The 14,960-nt window shown below is 68.2% G+C and carries 12 protein-coding genes and 1 pseudogene; 7 read left to right on the top strand and 6 right to left on the bottom strand.

The annotated features are described in order from the left end of the window. Window positions 1-79 precede the first annotated feature (79 nt). The 3 genes from ACM6LR_RS22965 (at window position 80) to ACM6LR_RS22955 (ending at window position 4,385) form a co-directional block, all read left to right on the top strand. The gene (locus ACM6LR_RS22965) at window positions 80-2,149 is read left to right on the top strand and encodes an AMP-binding protein (protein WP_414941335.1); all 2,070 of its coding nucleotides are present in this window, start codon (window positions 80-82) and stop codon (window positions 2,147-2,149) included. Between the two features lie 190 nt (window positions 2,150-2,339). Beyond that, window positions 2,340-3,317, top strand: a complete 978-nt coding sequence (locus ACM6LR_RS22960) for a GlxA family transcriptional regulator (RefSeq protein ID WP_414941336.1) — start codon at window positions 2,340-2,342, stop codon at window positions 3,315-3,317. Window positions 3,318-3,395: 78 nt separating this feature from the next. Further along, window positions 3,396-4,385 carry an alpha/beta fold hydrolase gene (locus tag ACM6LR_RS22955; RefSeq protein ID WP_414941337.1) on the top strand — a complete coding sequence of 330 codons (990 nt, stop codon included), beginning with the start codon at window positions 3,396-3,398 and terminating at the stop codon, window positions 4,383-4,385. Window positions 4,386-4,679: 294 nt separating this feature from the next. On the opposite strand, the gene ACM6LR_RS22950 is transcribed toward ACM6LR_RS22955, so the two are convergent. After that, entirely contained in the window at window positions 4,680-6,377 is a 1,698-nt protein-coding gene (locus ACM6LR_RS22950; RefSeq protein ID WP_414941338.1) for a GAF domain-containing sensor histidine kinase, read from the bottom strand. A 132-nt stretch (window positions 6,378-6,509) separates the two neighbouring features. Here ACM6LR_RS22950 and ACM6LR_RS22945 point away from each other — a divergent pair, with 132 nt between their 5' ends. Beyond that, window positions 6,510-7,487: an Acg family FMN-binding oxidoreductase gene (locus ACM6LR_RS22945; RefSeq protein WP_414944460.1), complete on the top strand. Its 978-nt coding sequence runs from the start codon at window positions 6,510-6,512 to the stop codon at window positions 7,485-7,487. A 4-nt stretch (window positions 7,488-7,491) separates the two neighbouring features. Here the strand turns inward: ACM6LR_RS22945 and ACM6LR_RS22940 are convergent, their stop codons facing one another. Then, window positions 7,492-8,124, bottom strand: a complete 633-nt coding sequence (locus ACM6LR_RS22940) for a response regulator (RefSeq protein WP_414941340.1) — start codon at window positions 8,122-8,124, stop codon at window positions 7,492-7,494. Between the two features lie 189 nt (window positions 8,125-8,313). On the opposite strand from ACM6LR_RS22940, the gene ACM6LR_RS22935 reads away from it, so the two are divergent. Together ACM6LR_RS22935 and ACM6LR_RS22930 are read left to right on the top strand one after the other, a co-directional pair. Further along, on the top strand, window positions 8,314-8,619 hold the full coding sequence (locus tag ACM6LR_RS22935; RefSeq protein WP_414941341.1) for an ANTAR domain-containing protein: 306 nt from the start codon (window positions 8,314-8,316) through the stop codon (window positions 8,617-8,619). A gap of 71 nt (window positions 8,620-8,690) precedes the next feature. Then, window positions 8,691-9,095 (top strand): response regulator transcription factor, encoded by a 405-nt coding sequence (locus ACM6LR_RS22930; RefSeq protein WP_414941342.1) that lies wholly within the window; start codon window positions 8,691-8,693, stop codon window positions 9,093-9,095. Between the two features lie 101 nt (window positions 9,096-9,196). On the opposite strand, the pseudogene ACM6LR_RS22925 reads toward ACM6LR_RS22930, so the two are convergent. The 3 genes and pseudogenes from ACM6LR_RS22925 to ACM6LR_RS22915 form a co-directional block, all read right to left on the bottom strand. After that, window positions 9,197-11,782: pseudogene (locus ACM6LR_RS22925) on the bottom strand (ATP-binding protein); the annotation flags it as partial. A 57-nt stretch (window positions 11,783-11,839) separates the two neighbouring features. Then, the gene (locus ACM6LR_RS22920) at window positions 11,840-12,919 is read right to left on the bottom strand and encodes a PAS domain S-box protein (protein WP_414941343.1); all 1,080 of its coding nucleotides are present in this window, start codon (window positions 12,917-12,919) and stop codon (window positions 11,840-11,842) included. Window positions 12,920-12,951: 32 nt separating this feature from the next. Continuing rightward, window positions 12,952-13,632 carry a response regulator gene (locus tag ACM6LR_RS22915; protein WP_414941344.1) on the bottom strand — a complete coding sequence of 227 codons (681 nt, stop codon included), beginning with the start codon at window positions 13,630-13,632 and terminating at the stop codon, window positions 12,952-12,954. Between the two features lie 348 nt (window positions 13,633-13,980). Here ACM6LR_RS22915 and ACM6LR_RS22910 point away from each other — a divergent pair, with 348 nt between their 5' ends. Then, window positions 13,981-14,268: a hypothetical protein gene (locus ACM6LR_RS22910; protein WP_414944459.1), complete on the top strand. Its 288-nt coding sequence runs from the start codon at window positions 13,981-13,983 to the stop codon at window positions 14,266-14,268. 121 nt (window positions 14,269-14,389) lie between these two features. Here ACM6LR_RS22910 and pspAB read toward each other — a convergent pair whose 3' ends face one another. After that, window positions 14,390-14,947 carry a PspA-associated protein PspAB gene (gene pspAB / locus ACM6LR_RS22905; protein ID WP_414944498.1) on the bottom strand — a complete coding sequence of 186 codons (558 nt, stop codon included), beginning with the start codon at window positions 14,945-14,947 and terminating at the stop codon, window positions 14,390-14,392. Window positions 14,948-14,960 lie beyond the last annotated feature (13 nt).

The following is a 14,960-nucleotide window of genomic DNA, read 5'->3' as shown; positions in this document are numbered from 1 at the left end:
TTCGCCGGACTTGAACGACGGAAGGAGACACCGGCAGCTGCCCGGTCAGCACCCGAACGCGCGTGGTGAGGCGAATCGCATGCGAGACGATGTGGTCCAGGCGAGCTCGATCATCGGGCATTCTCCCGGCCAGGTTTGGGAAGTCATCGGCGATCCCGAGTCCTATTCGAGGTTCGTCGCGGAGGTCAGCTGGTGCGAGGTCCGGCAGCCCGCCGAACGCGGCCGCGGTCCGAAATGCTTCGTCCGGCTGGAGCCGCGGTCGGGCACGCTCGTCGTCGGTGACGTCGAAGCCCGGGTCTGGCGGCCCGGTGAGCATGTCGTCTGGTGTGGTGTCGAGGACGACGGCAACTGGGTCTCGATCGAGCTGAGGCAGGCTCCCGACAACGGCACGGAACTCGTCGCGCAGTTGATGCTTCCGACGCGGCACGAGCAACTGGTGTCCGCCGCGTCGTTCAAACGCACCGTCCGCGCGGTGGCCCGGCGGATCGATCTGCACCTTTCGGGCCGGGCGGCGGCGCCGCGGGAAGAACCCGTGCACACCAAGGCCACCACGCTGCACACGGCGAGCATCCTGATCAAGGCAGGCGTGTTCGCGGCCGCGCGGCCGGACAAGATCGCCAAGCAGCTCACTTCGCTGTCGCAGTGGGGCGCCACCGTCGCCGGCGGCTACACGGCCAACGCGGCCCGCGTGCCCGAAGACGTCGCACTGCACGACGAACGCAACATCCGGACGTTCAAGCAGGCGGCGGATCGCAGCAACCAGCTCGCGAACGCGCTGGCACTGCGCGGAGTCCGCTCTCGTGACCGGATCGCCTTGTTGTGCCGCAACCACGCCACGATGGTCGAAGCACTGATCGCGTGCAGCAAACTCGGCGTGGACACGATCCTGCTCAACACCGGGCTTTCCGCCGGCTCGGTCGCGGACGTCATCGGCTTGCACAAACCGGTCGCGGTGCTCGCCGACGACGAGTTCTCGCGGGTCATCGCCGACATCCCCGGCGATTTCCTGCGGCTGTCCACCTGGCCGGAGACCGAGAACGGCTATCCGACGATCGATCAGCTGATCGCGGGGGTGCCCGCCACCAAACTCAAACCGGCGGACCGGATCGGCAGGCTCGTCGTCCTCACCTCGGGCACCAGCGGAATTCCCAAAGGCGCGCGCCGTCCGACTCCCAAAGGACTCGCGACGTCGGCCGCCATGCTGGACCGCATCCCGCTCCGCACCGGCGATCGCTTCGTGGTGGCCGCGCCGCTGTTCCACAGCTGGGGGCTCGCCGGGATGCAGATCGGGATGGCCGTGCGCGCGTCCTTGTCGCTGATCCGCCGGTTCGACGCCGAAGAGATCTTGAGAACCATCGCCGAGCATCGCTGCGGCGTGCTGTTCGCCGTTCCGATCATGTTGCAGCGCATCCTCGACCTGCCCGAACGGGTCCGCAGCCGCTACGACCTCTCATCGCTGCGTATCGTCGCCAGCAGCGGATCAGCGCTGCCGGGGACGATCGTCACCGAGTTCATGGACACCTTCGGTGACGTGCTCTACAACTTCTACGGCTCCACCGAGGTTTCGTGGGCCAGCATCGCCACGCCCGAAGACCTCCGCGCGGCGCCCACGACCGCGGGCCGCTGCCCGCCCGGCACCCGCGTCGCCATCCTCGACGACGACAAAAACCGTGTCCCACCAGGGTGGGAGGGACAGATTTTCGTCGGCAACGACATGCTTTTCGACGGCTACACCGACGGCGCCAGCGTGGCACGCGCGGAAGAGTTGATGGCGACCGGCGACGTCGGCTACCAGGACGCGTCCGGACGCCTGTTCGTCACCGGCCGGGCGGACGAGATGATCGTGTCCGGTGGCGAGAACGTGTCCCCTCGTCCGGTCGAGGAGGCCATCGTCGCGTTGCCCGGTGTCCACGAAGCGGCCGTGATCGGTGTACCCGACCGCGAGTTCGGGCAACGGTTCGCGGCGTACATCGTCCCGAAGCGCGGTGCGCGGATGAGTGCGGAGGACGTCCGCGCCTATATCCACCGGCGGTTGGCGCGCTTCGCGGTGCCGCGGGATGTCTACTTCGTCGAGGAACTGCCCCGGAACGCGACCGGGAAGGTGCTCAAACGGTTACTGAAGGACGAAACCTGGCCGATCGGCCAATAGTGTCCTTTGTGGACTTGGCCGGGTTGTGTGATGGCAGGGCACGACCTTCGCGGTGAAGGTGGCTGGTGCCCCGGGAGCTGCGGCCCCGTCGAGGCCTCTGCGGATACGACACCGGATGCTTCCTTCCCCCGGACAACTCGTTACGAAGGGAACGAATCTGCCGTCCTCCTCGGACTCTAGACTCGGGTGCATGAAACGACTGGCCGTCGTGGTCTTCAACGGGGCTTCACTCGGCGCGATGTCCTTCGCGTTCGGTGTCTTCGACATGGCCTCGCAGTTCGGGGAGCTGCCCGACCTCGAGCTCGAGATCGTCGGTGGCGAACCGGGTACCGCGCTGCGGGGTGGCGGCCTGACCGTCCCGGTCCCCGAAGACCTCGACGCCGTCCGGGCCGCGGACCTGGTGCTGGTCCCGAACTGGCGGTCGCCGATGGAAGATCCGCCGGAACCGGCGCTGGAGGCACTCCGGACAGCGCACGACCGTGGTGCCCGCGTGGCCGGATTGTGCAGTGGCGTCTTCGTGCTGGCCGCCGCCGGATTGCTCGACGGCCGCCCCGCGACCACGCACTGGGCGATGGCGCCGCTGCTCGCGGCCCGGTTCCCCGCCGTCCGCCTCGACGAATCGGTGCTCTACATCGACGACGGCGACGTCCTGACCGCGGGTGGCGGCGCCGCGGGGATGGACCTCGGCCTGCACCTCATCCGCTCGTGGTGCGGCGCGGAGGTGGCGAACCGGCTGGCGAAGGGCATGGTCGTGCCACCGCACCGGCCCGGCGGGCAGGCACAGTACATCGAATCGCCGATGCCGGAACTCGACGAGGGCGACCCGGTCTCGGAGACGATGGCCTGGGCGCTCACCCGGCTGGACACCGCGCTGCCGGTCGACGAGCTCGCCAGGCGGGCGCATATGAGCAGGCGCAACTACGACCGCCGGTTCCGTGAGATCACCGGCGCCGCCCCTGGCACGTGGCTCACTCATCAGCGGATCATCCGCGCCCAGCAGTTGCTCGAATCCACCGACCTGCCGGTCGACGAGATCGCCAGGTACTGCGGGTTTTCGTCCTCCGCCGCGCTCCGGCCGCACTTCCGGCGGCAGGTCGGGGTCACCCCGGTGGCCTATCGGGAGACGTTCGGGCCCAGGCTGGGCGTCCTCGAGCCCATGCTGGCCTGACCGGGTTGTCTCAAAACTGACGCCGGTTGGCGAAAACACCGCTCACGATCGGCGCCTCGGCGGGCCACGATCAACGGCATGACCGAAGACAGCCGTTCCTTCCTCAACCGCCGGTCCATGCTCACCCTCGGCGCGGGTGCCGCCGCCGCGCTGGTGGCCTCGGGTGGTGTCGCCGAAGCCGGCCAGTCCGGCGGCCCCGGCGACGCGGAACTCGCCCGCTCCCTGCCCGGTGATTTCCGCAGCGCCCACGCCCAGGTCAACGGCGTCCGGCTGCACTACGTCGCGGGTGGCCGGGGCGAGCCGCTGATCCTGCTGCCGGGCTGGCCGGAGACGTGGTGGCAGTACCGCAAGATCATGCCGACGCTGGCCAGGCGGTACCGCGTGATCGCCGTCGATCTGCGGGGTATGGGCGGCTCGGGCAAACCGCGGGACGGCTACGACAAGAAGACGATGGCCCGCGACGTTCTCGAACTCGTCCGCGCGCTGGGCTACCGGCAGGCGCACATCGCCGGGCACGACATCGGCGCCATGGTCGCGTTCAGCTTCGCCGCCAACCACCCGGAGACGACGAAGACCGTCACGCTCATGGACGTCTCCCACCCCGACGAAAGCCTTTACCAAATCCCGATGCTGGCCCCGCCCGGACAACCCGTGCACGTCTGGTGGTTCGCCTTCAACCAGGTCGCCACGCTGCCCGAACAGCTGCTGACGGGCCGGGCGCGTTTCCTCGTCGACTGGATGTTCGACCGCCTCGTCGCCGATCCGGCCTCGATCGGCGACCGTGACCGGGCGATCTACGCGGCCGCCTACGACCGCCCGGACGCGATCCGCGCCGGGAACGGCTGGTACCAGGCGTTCGGCAAGGACATCGAGGATCAGAAGACCTACGGGAAGATCACCGTGCCGATGTTGGGCCTGGGTTCGGAGTTCAACTACGACTACCTCGCCGCGGTCCTGCCGTCGAAGGCGGTGGACGTGCGGGTGCGGAAGATCGCCGGTTCCGGCCACTTCGTCGCCGAGGAACAGCCACGAACGGTGATCGACGAACTCCAGGCCTTCCTCGGGTGAGGCGTATACCCCGAGCGGGTTAAAGGTGCCCGCCAAACGGTCTGGTTCACTCGGTCAGGTGAAAGACTCCGTCAGCCGTCATTGTCGCGGCGGCATCCCCTCTTCTCTGGTGTGTCGGTACCGGCCGGGTAGCCCCCCGAACGGCCGGTACCGACACGGAAGTACAGCTCAACCGATCCACCAGCGGGCCTTGTAGATCCACGCGCCGTGCAGCGCCGGCTCGGCGCGTGGAAAGGCCGGCCGGACGGTAGACGCCCGCTTCCGTGGTCACCCGCAGCATCGCCGCGAAAGCGGTCACCGCAAGGGTGCGGACCACTCGACGAGGGTGCCGCCCTCTTCACGGGTCTCCACCAGGAACGTCCCGCCCGCCTTTTCCGCGCGATCACGTAGATTCCGAAGCCCGCCGAAGGCGTCCAGCCCCCCGCCGATCCCGGCGCCGTCGTTTGTGACCACGATCCGCAGGACGTCGTCCTTCACCGCGACGCTCACCGAAACGCCACTCGCTCGCGCCTGCCGGACGACGTTGCCGACCGTCTCCCGCACCACGGCCTCCGCGTGTTCGGCGAACGAGAAGGGAATCGAATCGAGCGGTCCGGACAAGCTGACCGTCGGATGGATCGCGGTGTCGTCGGTGAGTTCGGCGATCGAGTCGTAGAGGCGGTGCCGCAGCCGCACCCCTTGGCGGCCCGCCTCACCGCCGTGGAGATCGAAGATCGCCGTGCGGATCTCGTGCACGATCTCGTGCATCTGGTCGATGCTGTCGCCGATCCGCCGCTGCAGTTCCGGTGACCGCGCCCGGCGATGCGTGCTCTGCATGGCGAGACCGACCGCGAACAGCCGCTGGATCACGTGGTCGTGCAGCTCCCTGGCGATCCGGTCCCGGTCGGCGAGCACGTCGATCTCCCTTGCCGTGCGCTGCTGCGCGGCGAGCTGGAGGGCCAGCGCGGCCTGGTCCGCGAACGAGGCCACCACCGGCAGCTGGGCGAGCTCGAACGGGACCGACCCCGGATTCCGCACCGCCATCAGCACCCCGGACGTGCGTTCCCGCGCCCGCAGCGGCACCACGAGTGTCGGGCCGAACCGGAATTCCCCGTCGTCGCCCAGTACGAGTTCCGGCACGCTACGCGGAGTCCGGTCACGATAGACCGCCCCAGGCAACGAAGCGGCGACGCTGATCCGCGCCCCCGTCAGTTCCCCCGCCCGCGTACCGGCGCAGACGGCGATGGTCAGCTCGCCCGCCTCTTCTTCACCGACCCGACCGACGTCGAGCCTGCCGGGTCCGGGCAGCGCCAGCAGAGTGAGGTCGGATCCGGTCAGTTCCAGCGCCCGGCTGGCGATCAGGTTGAGCGCGTCGACCGGGTCGGTACCGCCCAGCAGTTCCGTGGTCACCTCGCTGGTGGCCGCCTGCCATTGCTGGCGGAGGCGGGCCTGTTCGTAGAGATGGGCGTTCTCGATCGCGATCCCGGCCGCGGCGGCGAGCGCCTGGACGACCACCTCGTCGTCGTCGGTGAACCCGTCCCCCCGTTTCTCGGTGAGGTAGAGATTCCCGAACACCTCGTCGCGGACCCGGATCGGCACGCCGAGGAACGAACGCATCGGCGGATGGCGCGGCGGGAAACCGGCCGACGCGGGATGCCGCGAGATATCTGCCAGCCGCACCGGTTTCGCCTCGTCGATGACGAAACCCAGCAGCCCGTGGCCTTTCGGCAGATGCCCGATCTGTTGTCTGGTCTCGCCGTCGATCCCGAGGTGGACGAATTCGGCGAGCGACCCGTCGTCCGCGATCACGCCGACCGCGCCATAGGTGGCTTCGGCGAGATCGATCGCCGCCTGCACGATCCGGCGCAGCGTGGTGTCCAGCTCCAGTCCCGACGCGACGGCGAGCACCGCTTCGAGCAGTCCGTCCATCTTGTCGCGAGTGCCGATGAGCCGTTCGATGCGGTACTGGAGATCGCGCAGCACCTCACGGACCCGCAACTGCTGTGCCGACATCGTGCTCCGCCTCCGAAGATCGGGACGACTCGCGGCCGTGGTGACTTTGTCCTCTTTCGGCCCCGCACCGCGGGCGGGGACCGTCTCACCGAGACATCAGTATCGCCCGTGGCGCGGCGGCGGGGAGAAACCATGACCTTACAAGTCACCAGGGTCGGGAGTTTGAACTCCGATCAGGTGAATTTCGTGCTTCGGTCCGCCATGCTGGCGCCGTCGACGCACAACACCCAGCCGTGGCTGTTCCGGTGCACCGGCACCGGGATCGAACTCCACGCCGATCCGCGCCGTATCCTACCGGTCACGGATCCGGACCGGCGCGAACTCGTCCTCTCGTGCGGCGCCGCCCTCTTCACCCTCCGGACGGCGATTCACGCGCTGGGGTTCCATCCGGCGACGTCGTTGATGCCGAGCCGCGTTGATCCCGATCTACTGGCCATCGTCCGCCCGCTGGCCGAACGCACCCCTGAGCCGCGAGCGGTCGGGCTGGCCCGTGCGATCCCCCGCCGCCGCACCAACCGGCGGCCGTTCCTGTCCACCGCCGTCCCGCGGCCCATCCTCCCCCTCCTGCGCCACGCCACCGAACTCGAGCACGCGTGGATGTCGATTCTCGACGCCGAACAGTGCCGACTGCTGCGCGACATCACCGACCGGGCGCATCTGGGTCAGCTCGCCGATCCCGCTTTCCTCGCGGAACTGCACCGCTGGACCGAATTGCGCGCCGGCACTCGCGACGGGGTGCCGTCCTACGCCACCGCGGGGTCGCCCGCCGACGAAAGCTGGCTCCTCGACGAATTCGGCGCCGCCGGCGCGGGCCCGCGGGCGGATCCGCTGGTGGTGCTGATCGGGTCGCTGACCGACGGGCGGCTCGACCGGCTGCAGGCGGGCCAAGCGCTGCAACGGGTTCTGCTCACCGCGACCGCGGCCGGGCTCGACGCGTCGTTCATCTCGCCGCCGATCCTGGTCCCCTCGGCACGCGCGGAACTCCGGCGCCTCGTCGGCTCCGGTGTCTGGCCGCAGGTACTGCTTCGGTTCGGCTACGGCTCACCCCTGCCGTGGACACCGCGCCGTCCGCTGGAAGACGTCCTGCTCGGAAAGCCGGTTTCCGCCTGAGCGCTCAGGGCCGCCGCAGTTCGGTGGCCAGCACGGCCGCCTGGGTACGCCGCTGCATCCCGAGTTTCGTCAGCAACCGCGACACGTAGTTCTTGACCGTCTTCTCCGCGAGGAACATCCGTTCGGCGATCTGCCGGTTGGTCAGCCCCTCGCCGATCAGTTCCAGCAGCGTGCGCTCCTGCTCGGAAAGCCCCGCGAGCGGCCCCTTCTTCACCGCGTCGTCGCGGAACTTCGCCATCAGCGTCGCGGCGGCGCGGGCGTCCAGCAATGACCGGCCGAGGCCGACCTCCTTGACCGCGGCCACCAGATCCATCCCCCGGATGTCCTTGATGACGTAACCGCTCGCGCCGGCCATGATCGCGTCCAGCATCGCCTGCTCGTCGGTGTAGGACGTGAGCATGAGGCATTTCAGCTCGGGGACCTTGGACCGCAGTTCCCGCGCGAGTTCGACACCGTTTCCGTCGGGGAGCCGCACGTCGAGTACCGCCACGTCCGGCCGCAGCGCCGGGATCCTCGCCAGTGCCTGGGAAAAAGTGGCCGCTTGACCGATGACGCGCAGCGCCGGGTCCTCCTCCAGCATGTCCGCGACTCCTCGACGGACCACCTCGTGGTCGTCGACCAGAAACACCCGGAGCATTCCGACCTCCACGGTTTCCCCTCCTCCGCTCAGAGCGTACGGTGCACGGCCGGTCACTGCGACCGGCCAAAGGACCCTGTTCGGCACCCGTTCGAGTGGCTGCCGCCAAGCTGACCAGGTTCATTTGCATCATTCGACACAGGACGTTCTCTTCTTTCCGGCATCCGTGCGCGCTGCGACGATCACCCCATGTCCGAGACCACAGTTTCGCCGGGCCCCTCGTCCGGCGCCCCAGACCCGGCAGACGACCTCGTGGCCATGCGCGACCGCGTCCGGTTCTACCGTGCCCGCGCCGAACAACTCCAGTACGCGCTGGATCACCGGCTGCCCATCGAGCAGGCGAAGGGCGTTCTCGCCGAGCGCTACCAGGTCGACATCGACTCGGCGTTCGAACTGCTCCGCTCGTTTTGCCGCGACAACAACATGAAGGTCCACGACGTCGCCAGGACCCTCGTCGAGCAGCCGAGCGAGGGCGCCCGACGAGTCTCTTGCTGAGGCACGTCAAGTTCGGCGGAGGGCCCGCGACCACCACCGGCGCCGCAGAGACCGCGGGCACGGACTGGGTCATGAACCGAACGCCGTCCCCCAGACTCCGGGTGCTCGTCGCGGACGACAACCCGGCCATCGGTGATGCCCTGCGCGCACTCCTGGAATCCGAACCGGACATCGAGGTGGTCGCCGTCGCGATGGACGCCGGTGAAGCGGTCGCGCTCGCCGAACTGCTGTCCCCCGAGGTCGCCGTCCTGGACGTCCGGATTCCCGGCGGGGGCGGCGCGTGGATGGCGAGGGAGATCCGGCGGCGGGTGCCCCGGACGCGGCTGATGGCGTTCTCCGCGCACAGCGATACCCAGTCCATCGCCCGGATGGCGTCCGCCGGTGTCACCGAGTACCTCGTCAAAGGCAGCCCCAACACCGAGATCGTCGCGGCCATCCGCCGCCTCTGCGCGAACAGCGCCAACGGGGCGGAATAGCGCGGCGTCAGTCCGTGATCCGGCGTTCCAGGCAGGCCAGCAGTTCCGCCGCGTCCACGGGTTTGGCGACGTAGCCGCTCGCCCCGGCGGCGAGGCTCTTCTCACGGTCCCCTTCCATCGCCTTCGAGCTCGCTGGCCGAGATGTGCAGCATGATGCGTTCCCGCAACATGTCCAGCGACGGCAGCAGTTCAACGGGATGCACTCGCGCGTGGCCCCGCAGCAACCGGTCCTGCGCGGCGCTGAGCTTGCGGCTCGCGTGCGCCAGCACCGGGACCTCGACGGGATCCGGGCCTTCGACGAGACGTTTGAGGAACGACAGCGCGCTCGTTCCCGGGATGCTGGTGTCGAGCACGACGCAGCGGTAGCTGTCGCGCTTCAGTTCCTCGAACGCCTCGGCCGGATTGGCCACCGCCCGCACCTGCACCGAGCCGTTGCTGTCCGCGATATCGGCCGCGACACCGCGGGCGAGCAGGGTCAGCAGGCTGTTCCGCTCGCTCTCCACGACCAGTACCCGCCGCTCCGCCCCGACGTTGTCCACAGTGGACTCTTCAGGGCCCGGGAGCGCGGTGAACCGGGCCACCGGCAGGTAGAGGGTGAACGTGCTACCCGTCCCCAGCACGCTGTCCGCCCGGATCTCGCCGCCGAGCAGGTACGCGACCTCGCGGCTGATCGACAGGCCGAGACCGGTGCCGCCGTACTTGCGGCTGGTGGTCCCGTCGGCCTGCTGGAAGGCGCCGAAGATCGAATCGAGGTTCTCTTCGGCGATCCCGATCCCGGTGTCGATCACGCTGAACGCCACCAGGGACTCGTGCCCGGTCACACTCGACGGCGAAACGATGGTGTCGACCAGTTTCACCCGTAGCGCGACGCCGCCGTCTTCGGTGAACTTGACCGCGTTCGACAGCAGGTTCCGCAGCACCTGCCGCAGCCGCGGTTCGTCGGTGAACAGCAGTTCCGGCACGTTGGGCTCCACCGTGACCTGGAAGTCGAGCCCCTTCTCCGCGGTCAGCGGGCGGAACGTCGTGCCGACATGGTCCAGCAGCCGGCGCAGCGGGAACGGCTCGTGGTAGATGTCCATCTTGCCCGCCTCGACCTTCGACAGGTCGAGGATGTCATTGATCAGCTGCAGCAGGTCGGTGCCCGCGGACTGGATCACCTTGGCGAACTGGACCTGCTTGGGCGTCAGGTTCCGGGTCGAGTTCTGCGACAGCACCCCGGCGAGGATCAGCAGGCTGGTCAACGGGGTCCGGAGTTCGTGTGACATGTTCGCCAGGAACTCGGACTTGTACTTCGACGCCAGCGCGAGCTGCTGCGGGCGTTCCTCGATCTCCTGGCGTGCCTGCTCGATTTCGAAGTTCTTCACCTCGATGTCGCGGTTCTGCTGCGCGAGCAGTTCGGCCTTCTCCTCCAGTTCCGCGTTGGACACCTGGAGTTTCGCTTGCTGCGCTTGGAGCTTGTCCGTGCGCGCCTGCAGTTCCTCGGCCAGTCGCTGGGATTCCTCCAGCAGGGAGTCGGTCCGCGCGTTGGCGATGATCGTGTTGACGTCGACCCCGATGGTCTCCATCAACTGTTCGAGGAAATCCTTGCGGACGGCGGTGAATTCGCCGCACGACGCCAGCTCGATGACGCCGAGCACCTGGTCCTCGAAGACGATCGGCAGCACGATCAGGGTGACCGGCGGGGCGGGGCCGAGGCTCGACGAGATCTTCACGAAGCCGGGCGGTGCCCGGTCGACCACGATCGGTTTCTTGGTGTGTGCGGCCTGACCGATCAGCGACTGCCCCATAACGAACTCCGAAGGCGCTTTCGGGTCCTCGCCGTGCCCGTAGCTGGTGATCAGCCGCAACCGTGTGCCGTCCTCGCCGGACTCGGTGAGGAAGAACGTCCCGTGCTGCGCGCCGACCAGCGGGATCAGCTCGTTCATGATGAGCGTGGCGACCACCCGCAGGTCCCGGTGGCCCCGCATCAGGCCCGAGATCCGCGCCAGGTTGGTGTTGAGCCAGTCCTGCTCCTCGTTGGCCCGTGTCGTCTCGCGCAGCGACTGGACCATCGCGTTGATGTTGTCCTTCAGGTCCGCGACCTCGCCCTGAGCCTCGACGGAGATCGACCGGGTGAGGTCACCGGTGGCCACCGCGCTGGTGACCTCGGCGATCGCCTGGACCTGGCGCGTCAGGTTCCCGGCCAGTTCGTTGACGTTCTCCGTGAGGCGTTTCCAGGTGCCCGAAACGCCTTCGACTTCGGCCTGCCCACCAAGCCGTCCCTCACTGCCGACTTCGCGCGCGACGCGGGTGACTTCGGCGGCGAACGCGGACAGCTGGTCGACCATCGTGTTGATGGTGGTCTTGAGTTCCAGGATCTCGCCGCGCGCGTCGACGCGAATCTTCTGCGAAAGGTCGCCCTTCCCCACCGCGGTCGCGACCTCGGCGATGTCGCGGACCTGGCCGGTGAGGTTGTCCGCCATCGCGTTCACCGAATCGGTGAGGTTCTTCCAGTTCCCCGAAACCGAGGGCACCGCGGCCTGGCCACCGAGCTTGCCGTCGGTGCCCACCTCACGTGCGACCCGGGTGACCTCGGAGGTGAACAACGTCAGCTGGTCGACCATGCCGTTGAAGACGACCGCCATCTCGTCCATCAGGACGTCGTCCACCTGGGGCAGCCGCGTGCTGAAATCGCCGTCGCGAACGGCTTTCAAGCCGTCCAGCAGCCGCTGCAGGTTTCCCGGTTCAGGCATCGAAGCGCCTCCTCATTTCCACGAGGTCCCGGGAGCGGCGAGCGGAATCCAAAAGACCACTGTCGTGCCTTCACCCGGTCTGCTGGACACCCGGAACCATCCCTGCGCGGCTTCCGCGCGTTCACGCATCGATGCCATTCCGATGTGCTCGCCCGGCGACGCCTCGTGAGAGGTCTCGCCGCGCGCCTTCATCCCGTCGCCGTTGTCGGCGACCTTCGCCAGCAGACCGCCGTCCTGGCCCGTCAGGGAGACCACGACAGCCGTGGCGTTCGCGTGCTTCCGCACGTTCACCAACGCCTCCTGAAGGATCCGGAAGACGGTGACGACGAGCTCGGATGGCGGTTTGGCGGAGAAATCGTGCCGTAGCGTGCACTCCAGCCCCCAGCCACCGACGACTTCGTCGAGGTAGTCACGCACGGAGGCGACCAGATCATCGTCGTTCAGCGCGGGCGGGCGCAATTGGGCGACCAGGATCCGCAGCCGCCGGATCGCCCCTTGGATGGCTTCGTCGAGTCGCATCAACGCGGAATCACGCCGTTGGGCGGCGAGCATCTGCAAGCGCATGCTCACCGCGATCATCGACTGAATCGAATCGTCGTGAACATCCCACGCGATACGACGCCGTTCGGTTTCCTGTGCCCGGACCAAATGCGCGAACGCCTGCCGCCGACCGGTCCTTTCCTCCTGTGTTTTCCGGCGTTCGGTGAGATCACGGGTGACCTTGCCGAAACCGACGAGCTCGCCCTGGTCGTCCCTCAAGGCGGTGAGCACGGTGTTCGCCCAGAACCGTTCGCCGCCATTTCGGACCCGCCAGCCCTCGTCCTCGTGGCTCCCCACCTCCGCGGCGATCAGCAGTTCCGCGGTGGGTTTCCCGTCGGAGACGTCGTGCTCGGGGTAGAAAACGGAGAAATGACGGCCGAGGATCTCCTCCTCGGAATACCCCTTGATCCGTTCCGCCCCCGGATTCCAGCTGATCACCAGACCGTCGACGTCCAGCATGTAAATGGCGTAGTCGACGACGCTGTGCACGAACAACTCGAAGAGCACAGCACTGCGATGATCGGGTGCCTGTTCCGATGGCAGCTTGGCCATAGTGCAGCTTGGCACTCGGATACGTCTCGCCGCTACGGCCGTTCGAGGAGGCCATTCCTGCGCGCGTGCGCCACGGCTTCGAGTTTGGAATGGGTTCCGGTCTTCACCAGTATCCGCTGCACATGATTCCGGACGGTGTTCCGCGCGAGCCGCAACTCGTCGGCGATCCGGTCCGTTCCCGCGCCCTCGGCGATCAGGCCGAGCACCTGCCGCTCCCGAAGTGTCAGCACCGGCCCTGGCGCACCGGCACTCCCGGACAACATGGCCAGCGCGCCGCTGAGCAGTTCCGGGTCGATGATCACGTCGCCCGCCGCGACGGTGCGGATCGCCGTGACCAGCTCGTCGAGGAGACCCGATTTCAGCAACAGCCCCGCTCCCCCGACTTCGAGGATCCTGGCGGCGATGGCGCTGTTCGCGTCACCGGTCAGCACGAGTACCCGGATCGACGGCGAGATCGCGCGGAACCTCGCGATCGCCTCGATCCCGTCACCGTCCGGCAGCCGACGGTCGAGCAGGACGAGGTCGGGCAGGTGCTCTTCCGCCGCGATCATCCCGTGCGCGAGGGACTCCTCGGACGCCACCAGGTGAATCTCCGGGAATTCCTCGAAGGCCGCGCCGAGCGCCTCGGCCACCATCTTGTGGTCTTCGACGAGCAACACCCGGATCGGGGTCGCGGCCGGGGGCTCGGGCTGCGGGAACGTCGGGTTCGGCATGCACCTTCTCCGTCGATCGTGGTCTCGCCGGGACTCATTGTCCGGCAGAATTCAGGAAGTCAATCCTGCCCACGGACGCATTCACCCTCGTGCCGATTCCCGACCAGCGCGATCGGACAGCGCGCGGCTCGGCAACGCCCGCGCCATGCCGCCGGGCATTATCCCACCGGCTCCGGCCGTCCCGTCGCTTCGACGCCAACCCGTGACACGGAGTACCCGCTCGGCGACTTGGTGGGGTCTTTATGCCCTCGATGGCACTACCTTCGGCGGTGACCGGGGCGGCCCGCGATACCGCATCGTCGAAGGTGGCAAACCGCCGGACCATCGCACGGGAAGGGTGACCGGGACGTGACCACGAGGATCTGCGAGACCCGCCGCCGTTCCGGCACGCACGCCGGCGCCTTCCGGACACTGGTCTCCGCCGAACTCGAGAGGCTGCCGCGAGTCGCGGCGAAACCCGAGACGCGCACCTCCCTGCTCGATGACGTCTTGACCGCCATCCGGCGCCTCGACGGCGCGGTCCCCGCCACGAACGACGCAGCGCGGCCCCTGCGCCGGTACCACTTCCCGCGATGGAACCCGCGGGACCGGCGTGTCCAGCGGCTGCGCGGCTGGCTCAGCGGCGCGCCCGGCTAGTGTCGCGTGCCGTCCGTCCAATCACGCGTGTTCGCCGCTCAATCACGCGTGTTCGCCGCTCAATCACGCGTGATGTCTGCGACGGCACCATCGGACACGCCCTGGGCCGGGCGAGGCCCCGTCACACCGGGTGCCACCGCCCGATGTCGGCCTCCATCGGCACGATCCGCGTCAGCGACGAGCGGATCTTCAGTTCCGTCGCCCGGTCTCGGCCGCGGGTCCCGCGCGGGGCGTAGGGGTAGAAGGTGCCGCGCTCCCGGCGGTAGACCATCGTCAGCTTCGGGTGACGCACATCCCGCAACTCGGCGAAGTCGACTGTCGAGTACAGCAGCCAGGACGCGAAGCCCGCCTGCGCCAGCCTGTCGTTGACGTCGACGAGGTCGTCGAGCAGCCAGCCCAGATCCCCGTTCTCCCGCCAGCAGCGCACGATCGTCCGCCCGTGCGCGTCGTGGGTGACCACGTTGCGGCGCACGGAATCCCCGGCGATACCGGCGATGATCTCCGCCTCCGTCCCCGCTCCCGGACGGCCGATGGCGACGAAGCACACCGTCCCCGATCCGGTCGGCGCGAGCCCGTAACCGGACCGCAGCGTCGACGCCGCCGATCTCAACTCCAGCAACGGAAGCAGACTCGACCGTACCGATCGGCTCCTCCCCAAAAGGCTTCCCAGTATCGCCATGACCTCACGCATC

Source organism: Amycolatopsis sp. cmx-11-32, from assembly GCF_047608695.1.
Taxonomy (GTDB): Bacteria; Actinomycetota; Actinomycetes; order Mycobacteriales; family Pseudonocardiaceae; genus Amycolatopsis.
The sequence above is the reverse complement of the archived record's forward strand: the minus strand, read 5'-3'. Positions and strand labels throughout refer to the sequence as shown.

What these genes read in the sequence shown, in the direction of transcription:
- ACM6LR_RS22965 (WP_414941335.1), top strand. Translation starts at nt 80, where the DNA reads ATGCGAGACGATGTGGTCCAGGCGAGCTCGATCATCGGGCATTCTCCC.
- ACM6LR_RS22960 (WP_414941336.1), top strand. Translation starts at nt 2,340, where the DNA reads ATGAAACGACTGGCCGTCGTGGTCTTCAACGGGGCTTCACTCGGCGCG.
- ACM6LR_RS22955 (WP_414941337.1), top strand. Translation starts at nt 3,396, where the DNA reads ATGACCGAAGACAGCCGTTCCTTCCTCAACCGCCGGTCCATGCTCACC.
- ACM6LR_RS22950 (WP_414941338.1), bottom strand. Translation starts at nt 6,377, where the DNA reads ATGTCGGCACAGCAGTTGCGGGTCCGTGAGGTGCTGCGCGATCTCCAG.
- ACM6LR_RS22945 (WP_414944460.1), top strand. Translation starts at nt 6,510, where the DNA reads ATGACCTTACAAGTCACCAGGGTCGGGAGTTTGAACTCCGATCAGGTG.
- ACM6LR_RS22940 (WP_414941340.1), bottom strand. Translation starts at nt 8,124, where the DNA reads ATGCTCCGGGTGTTTCTGGTCGACGACCACGAGGTGGTCCGTCGAGGA.
- ACM6LR_RS22935 (WP_414941341.1), top strand. Translation starts at nt 8,314, where the DNA reads ATGTCCGAGACCACAGTTTCGCCGGGCCCCTCGTCCGGCGCCCCAGAC.
- ACM6LR_RS22930 (WP_414941342.1), top strand. Translation starts at nt 8,691, where the DNA reads ATGAACCGAACGCCGTCCCCCAGACTCCGGGTGCTCGTCGCGGACGAC.
- ACM6LR_RS22920 (WP_414941343.1), bottom strand. Translation starts at nt 12,919, where the DNA reads ATGGCCAAGCTGCCATCGGAACAGGCACCCGATCATCGCAGTGCTGTG.
- ACM6LR_RS22915 (WP_414941344.1), bottom strand. Translation starts at nt 13,632, where the DNA reads ATGCCGAACCCGACGTTCCCGCAGCCCGAGCCCCCGGCCGCGACCCCG.
- pspAB (WP_414944498.1), bottom strand. Translation starts at nt 14,947, where the DNA reads ATGGCGATACTGGGAAGCCTTTTGGGGAGGAGCCGATCGGTACGGTCG.